The following is a 17,266-nucleotide window of genomic DNA, read 5'->3' as shown; positions in this document are numbered from 1 at the left end:
GACAAAGAAACCGGGCTATATTTCTTAAAGAGCCGCTACTATGATCCAGAGATAGGCAGGTTTACCTCAAAGGATAGATTTGCCGGCTTTGAGAATAGACCAGCTAGCCAGAACCCGTACACTTACTGTGAGGGGGATCCGGTAAATAGGGTGGATCCGGAAGGATTACACTATTATTGGTACAATGGCCGAGAAGTTAGGCACAATCATATCGGACCGATCTGGTACTCTACTGGCTTTTTTGAGACTGGCGGTTATTGGGTGCCTATAGTTCATGGTAAAAGAAAATGGCACGCTAATGGAATCCAGTTTGTAGGCATTTCTGTTAGTACTGTAACAGCTGTTGAATCTATTGCAGTACTGCTTGTTCTCAAGAGATATGGGCTAGACAAACTGCCTACCGTAAAAGATCTTGGACTTTCAGGTCTTATAGGCGCAGTTACTGAAACAATAAAGAAAGGTTGGTTGAAAAACCAAGGATACTACATTATACGTATTGGTGTTTATCAACTACGGTAGCCTAGAGCACTTGGTAAATTCTATCTAGGATAAAGGCGTACGAATGAAAGATAAAGCTTCGAGAAAGGATATAATATCAAGCCTTCGACGTTGGGGTTCTGCCTTGATACTTCTTGGTACAGCATACACCGTGGTCTCCATAATGAGTATCATCGATAAGACGTATGATAGGTCTTATTTGTTCGTTAGCGTTATTGGTTTTACCGTAGGTCCTCTATTACGATTAATAGCAAGATTATTGCAGGTTAGGAAACAAATTAAGGGGGGATCGGAGGATATGAACCCGCCAGCTTGAACCAGTATGCTCAAGAGTGAATGGCAACCTGTAAAATCAAGGATATGAAAGGAATGGTTGCCATGGGAAGAACACGAAAGAAATACTCAGGAAAGTTTAAACTCCAGGTTGAAGGCAACCGGCAACCGGGACGTTCCTACAAATACCACAAATACTTATATGTGCATAAGGGAGTCTGGGACGTTCCTGCGCATTTATGTATTTTATACGCACTAGTTGCAATGGCACATATTCTTGACAAAGAGCCATCACTTCCACTACGAGAATGTTCATCTTAAAAACAGCCAGGGGCCAGGGCCAGGAGGGACGCGATTTCCTCTGCTAGGAAAATAGGGTCAGGTCTTGAATCTTGGCATCTCTAAAGCTTACAAAGTTTTTATCAATTATTTTTTATCTCTTAAGTCAGAGACGGATAAGATATTTTCATCAAGTTCATCCAGGGTAGGCCAGTTTAAAAAGCACTTCTTCTGTTTTTTCAATTAGTACATAAGCGCAAATATGCCAATTACCTCATTGTATCAAGGATCAGGCAAGATTCAAGACTTGACCCCTTAACAAGACTTGACCCCTTAAGCTTAAGCACCAGATTCAAGCGAGCTTCAAACGGTTACTGAGGTCATGTATCTTATATTTGGCATGAGCTTTTTGTTTAGGATTTCTATTTATTGGCATGCTGTTCTAAATATCTATTGCTTAAGACATAAAACTTGAAAATCCACCACAAGTTAGTCATTATGGGTTGTACATGCTAGGGATAAAATAGCTCTGTAAAAATAGTTTTACAGAAACTTTATTGCAAATAATGCCAATTTAAGCTCCAGAAGGACATATGGAAGAGAACAATCAATGGAATAGCCAACGCCCACAGCAAGATATCGAAAAAAGCAAGTTCTCGAGGTCGGCCAGGCATTCAAGGGCAAAGGCAAGAAAAAAGATAAGGTATAAGCGAATCTTTCTCCTGCTTTTAATCCTGATTCTCATAGCCGCTGTTCCACTTTGGCTCTTAAAGGGAAGAGCCGTGCGCAATACCACCTCCTCGGCTGGCAAAAAGATCGAGACTGTTAGCAAAAACAGTATGACCGCTGCCAAAGAATCCACTGACACCTTGGCATCAGCGGATAATAATCTGGATAATAAGCATGTTCAGAGGCCAAAAGGCAAACGCCAAGCAAACGCTATCGTGTTCCTGGGCTGCGGCGATATGATGTTTGACCGACAGGTTGCTTCGATGATAAAAAGCAAGGGGATAGAGGAGCCTTTTGTCGGAGTAAAAGATGTGTTTCAGGCGGGTGATATTGTTGTCGGCAACTTGGAGGGGCCTTTGTCAACCAGGGGTCAAGCAGTGGAAGGCAAAGAATATACCTTTCGCAGCTCACCTGAAGTAGCCAGGACTATGCGATCTGCAGGAATTAACTTAGTTTCACTTGCCAACAACCATATAATGGATTACGGCCCGGATGCATTTGTTGACACAATAAAAGCCCTTGACCAAAGCAGTATCTACCACGCTGGAGCAGGGGTCAACCATGCGGAAGTATATGGCCCGGCTCTTCTGAGCGTAAAAGGCAAAAAGATAGCGTTTTTCTCCTATTCTTCAGTTGTGCCACCCGGATTTTGGGTGACCAGTCAAAGACCAGGTATCGCAAATTCCAAGACAAACTGGCCTGCTCTTGAAAGCTATGTTAGAAAGGCTGCAGCGGAAAATGATTTTGTAATTGCCTCGTTTCACTGGGGCGTTGAGCTGGAAGATACCGCTCAAGCCTCTCAGATCCAGCTAGCAAGAAGATTTATCGACGCAGGTGCCGATGTTGCAATAGGCCACCATCCACATGTTATGCAGGGCATTGAAACATATAAAGGCAAAGTTATTGCGTACAGTTTAGGCAACTTTATTTTCCCCAATCGTGGCGCAAAGACCAGTGAGACCTATATCTTAAAAGTAGAGTTGACCGGCGATACCGTATCCAAGGTCGAGGCTATCCCCGTTAAGATCACCCCGTCAGGAAAACCTCAAGTCGCAAAGGGAAGCAGTGCAAACTCAATCCTTAAAAGGCTCAAGACAATATCTCAAGCCTTTGGCACTGAGATAGACGTAATGGAAGACAGAGCTGAAATTAGAATTAAATAATAGCGCTGCAATACTGTAAAACCGCAAAACCGCAAAACCGCAAAACTGCAACACTGCAACACTGCAGCACTGCCACTATTCATATCTTAACGCCTCGATTGGATTCTTATTTGCTGCTCTTACTGCAGGAGCCACTCCAAAGATTATTCCTACAGCAAAAGCCATAACAAAGGCCATGATAATACTAGTAATTGTGAGAACAGGATGCAGTGCCGTGCTTACTTGCCTTATTATATAAATGGCTAAGATGGCAATCCCAAGGCCGGCACCTGCTCCTATAAAACTTATGACAAGCGCTTCAGTTAGAAATTGGGTCAAGATGCTAGCTCTAGTTGCTCCAAGTGCTTTTCTTATGCCTATCTCCCTTGTTCTTTCAGTTACTGTGACAAGCATAACATTCATAATGCCTATGCCGCCGACAATAAGGGAGATGCTGGCTAAACCCACAATCATTGTAGTTATAATACTTAGAACATTATCAACCAGGCCAAGCAAATCTTTTTGGGTCAAAACAGAGAAATCTTCGGACGTACCGTGTAATTTACTAATCGCATCTCTTATTTCTTTAACTGCGCTATCTATCTCATCTGCGCTTCTTATTTCGGCGGCTATTCTTAGAATAGGCGTGTTTTGAAATAGACTATCGGCTGTGTCAAACGGGATATAGTCAGCGGCATCTAGATTCAGGCCAAACTGCGTTGTAGATGGCGCGCTCTCCAGCACGCCGATAACTTCAAAGTCCACATCTCTAACTCTTACCATTTTACCTATCGGATCCTGATTGCCAAAGAGCGTGTCCTTCACCGCTGCCCCAAGGACTATGACCCGAGCCTTTCCTCTCATATCATCTGCAGTTATAAAACGCCCCTGCTCTACCTTGAGGTCAAATATCTCTTTTGCGGTATTATTTGCACCAAAGTTAATTGCTTGAGGCTCAGTGTTATTGTTAAAACTTGCTCCACCAGACGCGATAGACAACGGGGTTACAAACTTAACAGAAGCAATATTTCTCACTGCGTCTACATCTTCCTTAGTAAGGGTCGAACTTATGGTCGCCGCCGGATTTATAGGCTGCCCCCTCTCTACCTTACCTGGTACGATGATGACAAGGTTTGAGCCCAGGTTCTCTATCTCGCTCGTTATATCTTGTCTAACTCCCTGTCCGAGAGCAAGCAGGAGTACAACGGCAACTACTCCTATTAAAACTCCAAGCACAGTAAGAAATGTTCTGACTTTATTAGTTGCTACCGAGAAAAGAGCGATTTTAATATTCTCGACCATTTAGAAATCCTTATTCTGCCATCCTGAATTCTGATAATTCTTTTTGCATAATTTGCGATGTCCCGTTCATGGGTTATAAGTATAACGGTTGAGCCTTTTCTATTGAGCTCAGTCAGAAGGTCTAATATCTCGTGGCCGGTTTTTGTATCTAAATTCCCAGTCGGCTCATCTGCTAATATAACTTTTGGATTATTGACCAGTGCCCTTGCGATTGCCGCCCGCTGTGTCTCGCCGCCTGATAAGCTATTGGGATAATAATTTATTCTGTTTTCGAGGCCAACGTATCGAAGGTGCTCGATAGCACGTTGTCTACGCTCTGCCACAGGTATTCCCGCATATATCATTGGTACTTCAACGTTACGAAGGACGGTAAGCCTGGGTATCAAGTTGTAGAACTGAAAAACAAAACCAATTTTTTGCCCTCTGATGTGCGCCAACTCGCGGTCGCTCTTAAAAGCGACATTTTCGCCTTCAAATAAATAAGTGCCGCTGGTTGGCTTATCCAGTAACCCAAGGATATTTAGCAGGGTTGACTTACCGCTGCCGGAGGGTCCCATAACAGCTACAAAATCACCGCTTTCGACACTTAAATCGATATCGCTTAAAGCTGTAAATGAAGTAGGGCCGGTGACATAGACTTTGCTTACGCTTTTTAACTCAATTAATGCCACAGAGTGCGCTCCTTGATTTAGGTTTACCCGAAAAAGGTATAAACTTTTATACCCGGAATTGATAAAGAGTTATAAGAACTTAAACAAACGCGATCTCTTATTGCGTTGCAAGGGGTACATGTTAGCGTGCCGGATGGTTTTTGTTTAAAAGCCGTGATTCTCTCAGGATGCTGATCTATTGATCGGTACGATATAATATATGACAAGTCCTAATTAAGCGTACGTTTGCAGGCGTATAATATACTTGCTCTTGCCAACAATATTAGCTATAATTTTAAATTGGGTTATATAGCCACTAGCAGGATAGCCGGTAACCGCAGGCACAATAAAATAATAAATTTAAATTACCGCTATAGATTTTACAGGATATAAGTAAATTAACCCACAGTAAAATAAGGTATCCTCAAGTGTATTCCATTAGAGTTGCTAGTTGTTAGAATTACTAGCAAAAACAGCGGCAGGTGTATGGCCAGTGGTTCAAAAGAGCATAAGAGCGGTGCGTTATGATAATAAGGAAAAATGTCACAAGCGAAACAAATAATGCGGCTCAAGCCTTTACCGATATGCTATCTCTGCTTATTGAATCAGCTCGTTCAATAAGCGGTAAACTGCCCCTGCAAGATTTGGAAAATATCATTATCGAAGAAGCAAAACAGGTGTTCCGCGCAAATGCTGTTTGGCTGTTAGTATATGATTCGGGCGATGACCTTCTTAGAATAGATCGCTATTGGGGTCCAGGCGAGGAGATGTTTAAGGGTTTTACGGTAAAGCCGGGCATCGGCATTCCAGGTAAAGTTTTTTTAACACAGCAGCCCGAGATCATTTTTGAGGCGGATCCCAGGCTCAAGCTGGTGCCGAGCGATAAAATATCTGAGAAAGACATTCCCGTCTTAGTCGCATATCCGCTTACTGTTGAAGACAGAAAAATTGGAGTTTTTGGATTCTCATCGGAGATGCTTGGAAAATTAGGGATACCGGAGGCAGAGATAGATTTTTTGGTCTCAGCTTTTGTTAATCACATCGCAGCGGCGATGGATACTGCGCACGTATTTGAAGAGAAACGAGCGATTGAGATTGAATTAAAAAATAGCATCCAGAGTCTCCAGACCTTAAACGACCTTGCACAAAAGGTGACCAGGGAAGCAGACCCCAATAAAATGGCAGATAAACTGGCCGATGCGGCAAGGCTTTTACTCAATAGTGCATACGCATCTGTATTGCTCTACAACGAAACAGAGGAGAATTTCCTTACAATATCCTGGTCGGAAGGTGCGACCAGTTACACTGAGGTCAAGGATTTTAACATTAAGCTAAGGAATTATGATGGCCTGTACGGTGAGATGTACAGGACTAAAAAACCCATTCGGTTAAATGATATATCTCCTAACTATTTAAGCAAAGGTCTGCCTAAAGGCCATGCCACTATACGGGGTCTTCTGGGTGCTCCGCTTTTGGATTCAAATGGTAATTTCATGGGGCATGTTATAGTCACCAATAAGCTGGATGGCCTATCCTTTACAAAGACCGACGAAGAGCTATTGACTGCGTTGTGTGCTCACGTTTCTGTGGCAATTGAAAGAGCTCAGGCGTATGAAAAAGAGCATACTGTAGCGGAGGCACTTCAGCAAGCCATTCTTGCGATACCAAGGAACTTACCTGGGATAGAGTTGGGTATTGTTTATGAGTCAGCTGCAGAAATTGCTAAAGTCGGAGGGGACTTTTACGATCTTTTTGACCTTGGAGGCGGTAAGGTTGGCATTCTTGTTGGTGATGTATCGGGAAAGGGCCTTGAGGCTGCAACGATTACATCAATGGTTAAAAGCACTATCAGGGCATTTGCATATATGGGGATTTCACCTGCATCAGTGCTCTCTGAAGCAAATAAGGTTATTTCCTGGCAGCTTGGTACGAATAAGTTTGTAACCGTAATATATGGTGTGCTTGATCTGGTAACTGGCAAACTTGTATTCTCCCGTGCAGGTCACCCAGATATCATTATCTGGCGAAACGAGCAGTGTGAGCTTTGCGAAGTCGATAGTAATCTTCCGCTTGGCATATTCAGCGAAGTCATCTACGACCAGAACGAGATCGATCTTGCAGTTGGGGACGGAGTAATCCTTTACACAGACGGCCTGGTTGAGACGATGTTTAAAGGGCAAACCATAGATGAACAAATTTTAATTAAGGGGCTTAGCCAGATTACCCCTGGCAAGTCACCACAGGATATCGCCTATGAACTGGTTAGTATGGCCAAGGGATTTACAAGTGGCAGATCCGAGGACGATATTGCCGTGATGGTTCTTAGAAGGGCAGAATAAATAAAGCCTGGCTCATGGCCAGGCTTTATTTATTCTGCGTGTCCGAGACTGGACTTGAACCAGCACGGCCTCAACGGCCACTAGGCCCTCAACCTAGCGCGTCTACCAATTCCGCCACTCGGACAAATATAGCGAAAATCCTGTATTAATTGTATACCATACGCGCAAAAGTAATTATATCATTTCGTGATACTCTGTCAACGCGCTGCATACCTAGCATATTTAATAGCGGTGACTTTTCGGGCCAATCCCAAGTAATTTAGACCTTGCTCTAGAAATATGCTTTAATTTATCGATAATAAAATTATTCGATAGAAAAAGAAGAAACCAATGCATGATTTAAATCAAATCGGTGAAGCCAGAGCTAAACTTAGCATTATAATTGCTGCTGCTATCGCTATTACTGCTTTTATTGGATTAGGGCTGTATCTGGTTTTTACCGTTGGCGAAGATAAAGACACCATCAAGACTCCTACTCTTGTTGGCAGTAATATTTCGAAAGCCAGAGAAATAGCGCAGGCTCATGGCTTAAAGATCGAGATCGATGCTTGGCTTTTTGATAAAACCCATCCCATAAATGAAGTGATTTCGCAAAAACCTTTACCCAATAAGCCAATAAGAAAAGGCGATAGAATTATTGTCAGAGTAAGTAGCGGCAATGACCGCAAAAATGCTAGAAAATCAGACGAAAAATCCGCCAGGAAATCAATTGCTGTTGACGAAGACCTGAAGCCTCTGCCTACCCCGCCTCTTGAGCCACAGATGCCCACGCCGAATGTCCAGCGCTACGTCATAGTAATTGATGCAGGTCACCAAAGCCATGCGAACCTTGAGCGTGAACCAATTGGCCCCGGCGCTAAAGAAACCAAAGAGAAATGCTCTGGCGGCACACGCGGAGCTATTTCAAAGACGCCTGAGTACAAAGTGACTCTTGAAATAGCGATGAAGCTAAAAACCAAACTTGAAGCGAAAGGCCTTAAAGTGGTTATGACGCGAGATAAAAACGACGTAAACCTGAGTAATATTGAGCGTGCAAATATCGCCAACAGTGCGTGCGCTGCTCTTTTTGTCAGGATACATGCAGATGGAGACGCGGACCCGACAAAAAATGGCATCTCTACCTTGTATCCTGCTCCAAATAATTGGACTGCTCTCATCCATCAAGAGAGCTTCAACGCCGCCCGCATAATTCAAAAAAATGTAGTGGCGTTTACTAAACATGAGGATAATGGCATTGTTGCGCGGAGCGACTTAACCGGCTTCAACTGGTCAAAAGTCCCCACAGTTCTAGTTGAAACTGGATTTATGACAAATCCCGAAGAAGATGCCGCATTAAATGATCCTTCCTACCAGGACAGGCTGGCTGCAGGAATCTGCCAGGGCATTGTTGACTACCTGCAAGGACGGCAACAGTAAACTTTTGCTTATTAGCTTATGTTTTTTTATTGGTCTGTCATTGTTGGTATTTAACTCTCTGTTTTTATAAATACCACTGGACATTTATAACATGCGGCGTCTTATTTTGTCGAAATGGGTATTTTTATAATCAGTTGGCATCGGGTAACTCAAGCCAGCTTAGAGTAAAGAATAAAAGCAAATATTTCATTTCAATTTAATTTAGCCTGCAAGTAATTAGCTAAAGAAAATTTGGGCAAATACTTATTGTAAATCAAGTGCATGAGGATGGTTCCATGCAGCCATATCGATGGACCGCAGAAGATGCCTATCGTGAACTAAGGACGTCCCCGAGGGGGCTTTCCGACGAAGAAGCTTTAGCGAGACTACAAGAATACGGCCCTAATAAACTTCCAGAAGTAAAGAAGCGGCCACTTATCTTTAGTTTCTTGGCAAACCTTTATAACCTCCTTGCGATTCTGCTATGGGGCGGGGCAATACTGGCGTTTATAGGCGGTCTGCCGCAGCTTGGTTATGCGATAATCGTCGTCATTATACTCAATGCAATATTCGCTTTTTTTCAGGAATACAAAGCAGAGAAGGCGACAGAGGCGTTAAAACAGCTTCTTCCAAGCTATGGCAGGGTTTTGCGCAACGGGGAGGTAAAGCGCATACTTGTCGAAGAAGTTGTGCCGGGCGATATCCTTGTACTTGAAGAGGGAGATAACATACCTGCAGATGGGAGGCTGGTTGATGCTTTTGAGATGCGTACGATAAACGCCTCCTTCACCGGCGAGTCCGCTCCAGTTAGGAGAATTACCGATCCCGTACTAACGGATATGCATATTACTGAAGCGCCTAACCTGGTGTTTGCTGGTACTAGCGTCGCCAGCGGAACAGGGAGGGCAGTTGTATATGCAACCGGCCAGCAGACAGAATTTGGGAAAATAGCAAGCCTTACAGCGGCAATTGCTCCTGGGCCGAGTCCGCTAGAAAGAGAGGTGGCAAAAGCCACCCAGATAGTTGCTTTGCTTGCTATAGGGTTTGGAGTTGTTCTCTTCCTTGTATCGATATTTGTGACCGAACTTGGGATTACGGATAGCCTTCTCTTTGCAATAGGCATTATTGTTGCAAACGTTCCCGAGGGATTACTCCCCACACTTTCACTATCCCTGGCAATAGGCGTGCAGCGAATGGCGCGCAAGCATGCTCTCATAAAAAAGCTGTCAAGTGTCGAGACACTTGGATCCACCACTGTAATTTGCACAGATAAAACAGGCACCCTTACTCAAAACGAGATGACTGTGCGCGAGATATGGGTTGACAATAAAGTTCTCGAAGTTACAGGTGTTGGCTATGAGCCAACGGGTGAATTTTATCAAGACGGGCATAAGCTAACTTCTGAGGAGCTTAAAAAATATAATCTTCTATGGCGATCTGCTTCTTTTTGCAACACATCAAGGCTGGTTCCACCTGGCGATGGTAGACGAAGCTGGAGTGTTGTAGGCGACCCAACAGAGGCCGCACTTTTAGTTGCTTGCCGCAAAGCGGGGTTTAACATTGAAGAAGAATTCAAAAGATTTCCAAGAGTTTATCTTATTCCCTTCGAGTCGGCTCGTAAAAGAATGTCGAGCATCCATGAGATAAGGCCGGATATGGATGAGGCCTGTGTTAAAGGCGCGCCTAAAGAGACGCTTGATTTGAGCAACCGTATATGGCTAGACAATAATGTTGTGCTGCTTACGGACGAGATGCGAAATGAAATTATTAGGGCGAATGATGAATTTGCCCGGCGTGGGTTGAGGGTTCTAGCTATAGCTTATAAAGATATCAGCCCTGAAGTCGAGTTTAGTGCCACTAATATCGAAAAGGACCTTGTATTTTTGGGCCTAATGGCGATGCAGGATCCTCCCAGACCGGAAGTTGAGCATGCAGTTTCCGTTGCACAGGGTGCCGGCATCCGCATTGTCATGATTACGGGTGATTATGGGCTTACCGCAGAGTCGATTGCTAGAAAAATCGGCATAATAAAGAGCGAAAGCCCAAGAATCATAACCGGAGATGAACTTGACTCAATGTCCGAAAATGACCTTGAAGAAGCGCTTTATAAAGGGGAGGTAATCTTTGCTCGGGTAGCTCCTGAACACAAGCTAAAGATTGTATCTGCCTTTAAAGATAGAGGCGAGATCGTTGCCGTTACAGGCGATGGTGTAAACGATGCGCCTGCATTAAAGAAGGCTGATATCGGCATTGCTATGGGTATAACCGGAACCGACGTCGCAAAAGAAGCATCCGAGATGGTGTTAACTGACGATAACTTTGCAAGCATAGTTGCCGCAATTGAAGAAGGAAGAAGCGTTTTTGACAACATAAAGAAGTTTGTTACCTATATATTTGCCCATCTTACGCCTGAGGCTGTGCCGTTCATACTTTTCGTTATATCGGGCGGAAGTATCCCGCTTGGCATAACGGTTCTTCAAATCCTGGCCATCGATCTTGGGACGGAGACATTGCCAGCTCTAGCATTGGGAATCGAGGCTGCCGAGCCGGGTGTAATGCAACGGCCTCCAAGAAAGAAGGGCGAAGGCATAATAGATAGATCCCTGTTATTTAGGGCTTATATTTTTATGGGCCTTATCGAATCAATTCTTGTTGTCGGGGGATTTTTCTATGTTCTGTATTCAGGCGGCTGGAGTTTTGGTACCCCGGATATTTCTAATCCGGCAAGCCCTATGCACAGTTTGTATCTTGCCGCAACAACGATGACGTTTCTTGGTATAGTAGGCACGCAGGTTGGAACGGTATTTGCTTCACGCACAAACAGGGCTTCGGTGTTTGAAGTTGGCTTGTTATCAAACCGATGGGTTATATATGGTGTTATATTTGAGCTCATCATCGTGTCCTTAATAATATATGTACCTTTTCTACAACGGATATTTGGCACGGCACCGCTTGGGATAGTTGAGTGGATAATAGCTCTATCCTTTGGTGTTGTTATATTTCTTGCGGACGAGTTACGCAAGTGGTATCTGCGCAGGTTTGTGCCGCCAACTGAGCGGGGTTATTTTGGCAGGGAGCCGGTAACGCCTGCAGAAGAAGAAGCGTACAGAAAGCGTGAAGCAGCTGCATAAATAATCCAGGTTATAGGTATATAGGAATTGCGAATGCCGAATACTGAATTGTAAGAATTTAATGTCTAGTTGGCAATACTTATAGCTTAAAGCAATCGATAGCCCGTAATTAAATTCTTAACTTGGCATTCGAGTAGGAGTGATTGACTTGCGTATCATAATAGTTGGCTGCGGTCGTTTAGGATCAGAACTTGCGAATTCACTTTGGCTTGACAGGCATGACATAGCCGTTATCGACCAAGACCCAGAGGCTTTTCTGCGTCTAGCGAAAACGTTTACTGGCAATAGAATAGTTGGCCATGCGATGGACCAGGACACCTTAAAACAAGCACGAATTGAAGACGTGGACGCGTTCGTGGCAGTTACCGGGGATGACAATCTAAATATTATTTCGGCAAGAATTGCCAGAGAAGTTTATTACGTGCCTCGCGTCGTTACCAGGATTTATGATCCTATTCGGGCAAATATCTACGAGAGACTCGGAGTCCCCACTGTTTCAACGACTACGTGGGCTGTAAATAAGATTGAAGATCTAATATTTCACAGGGCTTTGGATGTGCAACTTAGTTTTGGCAATGGAGAAGTTGAGCTGGTAAGAGTTGCAATACCCGTTGGTCTTTTCGGTAGAACTGTTGCGGACATAACCATACCGGGCGAGCTTGAAGTTGTGGTAATTACCAGGCGAGGCCGGTCTTTTATTCCAACACTCGGCACTGTTTTTGAAGAAGGAGATGTTGCACGGGTTATGGTATCAAGGTCTGCAATTGGCCGTCTTGAAGAGTTTATAAGCGCTGTAGCTTAAGGGAGGTTCAGATGTGTATATATTAATTGCCGGTGCCGGCAAAGTAGGTAGATATCTGGCGCTAAATCTTAGTGAAATGCATCAGATCGGCTGCATAGATGTTGATGAGAAGCACCTGGCTCAGCTTGAAGGAAAACCCAACATAAACGTATTTAAAGGCGATGCGACTGACCCAAGAATCCTGGAGGAGGCGGGCATATTAAGGGCCGATGTGGTGGCCGCGGTTACTGGATATGACGAAGATAACCTTGTCATATCTCAATTGGCAAGGCAGACATACCATGTGCCGAGAGTTATCGGAAGGATCAATGACCCCAGAAACCAGTGGCTTTTTTCAAGGCGATGGGGGGTTGATGTTGCAGTAAGCAGTCCCCAAATAATACTTCAGCTGATTACCGAAGAGATATCCCTTGGGGAAGTCTTGACGCTCCTAAAGCTCAAAGTAGGCGAGCTTTCTTTGGTTGAAATAAGTATTCCTGAGGACTCTCCGGCTAAGAACCGCATGATTAAGGACCTGAATATTCCTGAGAATGCCGTTGCAGTTTCCGTGCTTAGGGACTCATCGGTTATAATACCGCATGGAAATACAGAAGTTATGGTAGGAGACAGCCTGCTTTTTGTAACCCGTCCTGAGTTAGAGAAAAATCTTCGAGATATCCTTGTGGGATGATCTGTTAGTCGTCCTATGGAAATTTTTAGACTTAACAGAGATGAAGTATACAGCAAGCTAAATTCGTCTCCCCGAGGCTTAAGTGAAGATGAAGCTAAGAGGCGCCTAGACGAGTACGGTCCAAACAAAATCGAAGAGGTTAAAGGAACATCCCTAATACTAAAATTTATATCAAACTTCTACCACCTTTTTGCCGTGTTGCTTTGGGTCGGCGCCGCACTTGCATTTATAGGAGGTCTTCCAGAGCTTGGATATTCCATCATCGCCGTTATTGTTATCAATGCAATATTTAGCTTCTGGCAGGAATATAAGGCCGAAAAAGCAACCGAAGCTCTTAAGAAACTGCTTCCGAGTTACTCGAAAGTTTTAAGAGACGGCGCGATAAAACGGATTCCCGTGGAAGAGTTAGTGCCGGGAGACGTTATTGTGCTGGAAGAGGGTGACAATATTTCAGCAGACGCCCGTCTGGTTGAGGAATTTGAGATGCGAACTATCAATGCTACCCTGACAGGCGAATCGGCGCCGGTTCGAAGGACAAGCGACCCAGTACTTAAGGAAGGCGTTAAGCTCATAGAATCGCCAAATATTGTATTCGCCGGTACAAGTGTTGCAAGAGGTTCTGGTAGAGCGGTAGTTTATGCTACAGGTGCACGTACCGAGTTTGGCAAAATCGCAGGTCTTACCCAGAGAACAGCTACAGAGTTTAGTCCTTTGCAAAAGGAAATGATTTGGATTACAAGAATTGTTGCAATATTGGCGATCACCCTCGGCATAATTTTCTTCATTCTTGGCAGCCAGATAGCTGGACTTAGCCTGCCCGTGGCCTTCCTGTTTTCTATCGGCATAATCGTAGCAAACGTGCCTGAAGGTCTACTGCCTACGGTTACTCTATCTTTAGCTCTTGGCGTTCAAAGGATGGCACGCAAGCATGCGTTGATAAAGAAGCTCTCAGCAGTTGAAACCCTTGGCTCAACCAATGTAATTTGTACCGACAAAACGGGAACCCTCACTCAAAATGAGATGACGGTAAGAGAAATATGGGCCGATAGGAAGATTATAAATGTGGGGGGCGTCGGATACGAGCCAAAGGGTGACTTTACCATCGACCACAGGGTGCTTAGCCGTGAAGAATTGCGTTCTCTGGATATGCTGTTCATGTCGGCGGCGTTCTGCAATACATCGAGGTTGATTCCACCAGGCGATGGACGTACCAGCTGGAGCATTATTGGCGACCCGACAGAAGCAGCGCTTCTAGTAGCTGCAAAGAAAGCAGGATTCGACATAGAAAAAGAATTAAAAGAACACCCGAGGGTTTATCTTTTGCCTTTTGAATCGGCAAGAAAAATGATGTCGAGTATACACCGGTTTCTACCTAAACCCCTGGCATGCGTGAAAGGAGCTCCTAAGGAAATCCTTGGCTTCTCAACAAGAATTAGGCTTAGTGAAGGAATTGTTGATCTAACGGATGATTTGAGGCAGGAGATAATTACAGCAAACGATAGCTTCGCACGGCGTGGTCTTAGGGTTCTAGCAGTTGCCTACAGGGAATTGCCTCCCAGCGTTGCTTATAAAGTCGAGAGCGCCGAGCGAGATCTAGTATTTCTTGGATTGATGGCAATGCAGGATCCACCGCGACCAGAAGTGGAGCAGGCTGTAAATCTCGCTCAGCGAGCCGGCATTAAAATTATTATGATAACGGGTGATTATGGGCTTACTGCCGAGTCTATTGCCCGAAAAATCGGTATCGTTAAAGGCGACGTAAGAATAATTACTGGATCAGAAATAGATAAGATCAGCGACAAAGAACTCAGCGATATTATATTTAAAGAAGAGGTGATTTTTGCTCGCATTTCTCCTGAGCATAAAACAAGAATAGTTTCTGTACTGAAAGACCGTGGACAAATCGTAGCGGTTACTGGCGATGGTGTAAATGATGCGCCGGCCTTAAAACGGGCAGATATAGGAGTTGCCATGGGCATTGCCGGGACTGACGTGGCAAAAGAAGCTGCGGAAATGGTGCTAACCGACGATAACTTTGCGAGTATAGTCTATGCGGTCGAAGAAGGCAGGGCTGTTTATGACAATATCCGCAGGTTTATCACGTATATTTTTGCAAGCAACGTCCCGGAGATGGTGCCATTTATTTTGTTTGTTATGTTTGGGATTCCACTACCACTTCGAATCCTGCAAATTCTTGCGGTAGATCTAGGGACCGATATAGTGCCGGCGCTGGCTTTGGGGTCGGAAGCACCTGAGCCAGATGTCATGGACAGGCCACCGCGGCCTCAAGGCAAGAGGATTCTGGACTTTTCACTCATTGCACGTGCCTATTTATTTCTTGGCGCGATTGAGGCAACCGTTAGTATGCTTGCTTATTATTATGCATATTATACCCGGGGGTGGAGACCAGGTGAGCCCCTCCCTGATCAAGGCGCAAATTATATGGTTGCGACTACCATGGTGCTTGCTTCGATTGTGGCTATGCAGATTGGAAATGGTTTTGCTGTTAGAACAGAGCGAACCTCGATACTTCAGAAAGGATTTTTCAGCAACAGGTTCTATTTATGGGGCATAGTAAGCGAGCTGGTAATCATATTCCTCCTTGTCTATACGCCTTTCCTTCAGCCCATATTTAACACCGCTCCACTAAGGTTAACTGATTGGCTATTCTTGTTTGCATTTACGCCGTTGATATTGATTGCTGACGAAATAAGGAAATGGATTGCCCGCCGATATGCTGCAAATATGGGCCGGAAAGCGGTTAAAGGGCAAGCTAGGAAGCCCTATAAAGAATCTCATCGAAAAGTAGCTTAAGTATTTACTTTGAGCTGAGTTTGCTTTGAGCTGATGATAGCGACGATTGAAGCCCGAAGCATTGATGGTTGTAATTGCTTGGCTAATCGAGCAATGATATAGTATTGCTGCAGCTATACTGCACAATAAGTGCAATTAAATCAAGCAATTAACAAAAAGTGCTAAATAACCGTTCTAAATCTGCCGATAAATAGGCTAAGGGTAGATGGCAGAATCTGTTAAGTCGTACTAGTTGTGAAGGTGGTAAAATGTACGAGCATGATGTCGGTTGGCGCCTCCGTCACATCCGTGAGAGCAGGGGTTTGAGCCGCAAAGACATTGAAAACATGACGGGCGGGGAATTTAAGGAATCTATCCTTGCGATGTATGAGAATGCACGCCGCAGAATTCCTATGCCGCGTCTCAAGAGGCTTGCAGATCTATACGACGTATCGGTTGCTTGGCTCATGGGAGAGGCCGTCACCCAGGATACCAGACAAGAAATAAGTCTCGAAGCCCTTCTTATGGCAGATCCGAATTTCTCTGAAGAAGAACGTCGGCTAATGCTCGACGTGCTAGAGATAATCAAAGCCAAACGGAGGGCTGAGGGCAAAGATTAAGGAGAGCCCAATGCCTATCTATACGTACGGTTACATAAAAGATCAAGCTTTGGATTTGATTGAAGACTTAAATATTGCTGAGCCACCTGTAGATGTAAGGGAGATTGCAAGTAGGCTTGGCATAGAAATAGTAGAAATGTCTACCGATACTTGGTTCTATGGTGCGCTTACAAAATATAGCGATGATTACTACATTGTTTTAAATAAGATGATGCCCGAAACTAGAAAACGGTTTACCATTTCGCATGAGCTTGGCCACTACCTGCTCCACAGCCAAGACATAGCGTACCAAAGAAGGCCAGATAAAGAGCATTACCATAAAGAGGCAGATATGTTTGCAGCAGAGCTATGCATTCCTACTCCTATGATAAAGCGTGAGGCGCCAAAGTGGTTCAACGATCATAAGTTCCTTGCTAATCTCTTTGCGGTTAGCGAGCCACTTATGGTTAAGAAAATGGAGGACCTAAACCTTATACCTAAGGGCAAGTTTAATTGGGTGTACGCTGGTTCAAGCCTCGTATAGTATTGATGAATCCCTTCTAATTTACTGGATTGGATTTTGCCCCAGAACAGCACAAATAGTAAATATCAATACAAATAACAATAATCTTCCATTAATTACCTTCTAGGCCTAAAGTTTACA

Annotated in this window: 12 protein-coding genes and 1 tRNA gene; 10 read left to right on the top strand and 3 right to left on the bottom strand. The window is 44.3% G+C overall.

The window, feature by feature from the left end; genetic code table 11:
• Both K6T91_03755 and K6T91_03750 read left to right on the top strand, forming a co-directional pair.
• The coding region (locus tag K6T91_03755; protein MCL6471905.1) for an RHS repeat-associated core domain-containing protein at positions 1-519 on the top strand (519 nt) is incomplete at its 5' end.
• A gap of 1,124 nt (positions 520-1,643) precedes the next feature.
• Positions 1,644-2,942 (top strand): CapA family protein, encoded by a 1,299-nt coding sequence (locus K6T91_03750; protein MCL6471904.1) that lies wholly within the window; start codon positions 1,644-1,646, stop codon positions 2,940-2,942.
• 75 nt (positions 2,943-3,017) lie between these two features.
• Here the strand turns inward: K6T91_03750 and K6T91_03745 are convergent, their stop codons facing one another.
• Positions 3,018-4,223 (bottom strand): ABC transporter permease, encoded by a 1,206-nt coding sequence (locus K6T91_03745; GenBank protein ID MCL6471903.1) that lies wholly within the window; start codon positions 4,221-4,223, stop codon positions 3,018-3,020.
• Positions 4,187-4,894: an ABC transporter ATP-binding protein gene (locus K6T91_03740; protein ID MCL6471902.1), complete on the bottom strand. Its 708-nt coding sequence runs from the start codon at positions 4,892-4,894 to the stop codon at positions 4,187-4,189. The genes K6T91_03745 and K6T91_03740 overlap by 37 nt, the downstream gene beginning before the upstream one ends.
• A 503-nt stretch (positions 4,895-5,397) precedes the next feature.
• Between K6T91_03740 and K6T91_03735 the strand changes: the two genes are divergently transcribed.
• Positions 5,398-7,212: a SpoIIE family protein phosphatase gene (locus K6T91_03735; protein MCL6471901.1), complete on the top strand. Its 1,815-nt coding sequence runs from the start codon at positions 5,398-5,400 to the stop codon at positions 7,210-7,212.
• Between the two features lie 39 nt (positions 7,213-7,251).
• Here K6T91_03735 and K6T91_03730 read toward each other — a convergent pair.
• A tRNA-Leu gene (locus K6T91_03730) sits at positions 7,252-7,336 on the bottom strand.
• Positions 7,337-7,542: 206 nt separating this feature from the next.
• Between K6T91_03730 and K6T91_03725 the strand changes: the two genes are divergently transcribed.
• From K6T91_03725 to K6T91_03695, 7 genes are all read left to right on the top strand, one after another.
• Positions 7,543-8,628 (top strand): N-acetylmuramoyl-L-alanine amidase, encoded by a 1,086-nt coding sequence (locus K6T91_03725; GenBank protein ID MCL6471900.1) that lies wholly within the window; start codon positions 7,543-7,545, stop codon positions 8,626-8,628.
• A gap of 275 nt (positions 8,629-8,903) precedes the next feature.
• A complete protein-coding gene (locus K6T91_03720) occupies positions 8,904-11,738 on the top strand; it encodes a cation-transporting P-type ATPase (GenBank protein MCL6471899.1) in 2,835 nt (944 codons plus the stop codon).
• Positions 11,739-11,886: 148 nt separating this feature from the next.
• Positions 11,887-12,540, top strand: a complete 654-nt coding sequence (locus K6T91_03715) for a TrkA family potassium uptake protein (protein ID MCL6471898.1) — start codon at positions 11,887-11,889, stop codon at positions 12,538-12,540.
• A gap of 13 nt (positions 12,541-12,553) precedes the next feature.
• Entirely contained in the window at positions 12,554-13,210 is a 657-nt protein-coding gene (locus K6T91_03710) for an NAD-binding protein (GenBank protein ID MCL6471897.1), read from the top strand.
• 15 nt (positions 13,211-13,225) lie between these two features.
• Complete coding sequence (locus K6T91_03705; protein MCL6471896.1) at positions 13,226-16,024, top strand: cation-transporting P-type ATPase; 2,799 nt, start codon at positions 13,226-13,228, stop codon at positions 16,022-16,024.
• Between the two features lie 248 nt (positions 16,025-16,272).
• Entirely contained in the window at positions 16,273-16,623 is a 351-nt protein-coding gene (locus K6T91_03700) for a helix-turn-helix domain-containing protein (protein MCL6471895.1), read from the top strand.
• A gap of 10 nt (positions 16,624-16,633) precedes the next feature.
• On the top strand, positions 16,634-17,146 hold the full coding sequence (locus tag K6T91_03695; GenBank protein ID MCL6471894.1) for an ImmA/IrrE family metallo-endopeptidase: 513 nt from the start codon (positions 16,634-16,636) through the stop codon (positions 17,144-17,146).
• Positions 17,147-17,266: the final 120 nt, after the last annotated feature.

Source organism: Bacillota bacterium, from assembly GCA_023511485.1.
Lineage (GTDB): Bacteria > Actinomycetota > Aquicultoria > Aquicultorales > Aquicultoraceae > CADDYS01.
This window is presented reverse-complemented; position numbering and strand designations above follow the sequence as displayed.

Coding starts and splice junctions, on each gene's coding strand:
- K6T91_03750 (MCL6471904.1), top strand. CDS start 1,644: ATGGAAGAGAACAATCAATGGAATAGCCAACGCCCACAGCAAGATATC.
- K6T91_03745 (MCL6471903.1), bottom strand. CDS start 4,223: ATGGTCGAGAATATTAAAATCGCTCTTTTCTCGGTAGCAACTAATAAA.
- K6T91_03720 (MCL6471899.1), top strand. CDS start 8,904: ATGCAGCCATATCGATGGACCGCAGAAGATGCCTATCGTGAACTAAGG.
- K6T91_03695 (MCL6471894.1), top strand. CDS start 16,634: ATGCCTATCTATACGTACGGTTACATAAAAGATCAAGCTTTGGATTTG.
- K6T91_03700 (MCL6471895.1), top strand. CDS start 16,273: ATGTACGAGCATGATGTCGGTTGGCGCCTCCGTCACATCCGTGAGAGC.
- K6T91_03705 (MCL6471896.1), top strand. CDS start 13,226: ATGGAAATTTTTAGACTTAACAGAGATGAAGTATACAGCAAGCTAAAT.
- K6T91_03725 (MCL6471900.1), top strand. CDS start 7,543: ATGCATGATTTAAATCAAATCGGTGAAGCCAGAGCTAAACTTAGCATT.
- K6T91_03735 (MCL6471901.1), top strand. CDS start 5,398: ATGATAATAAGGAAAAATGTCACAAGCGAAACAAATAATGCGGCTCAA.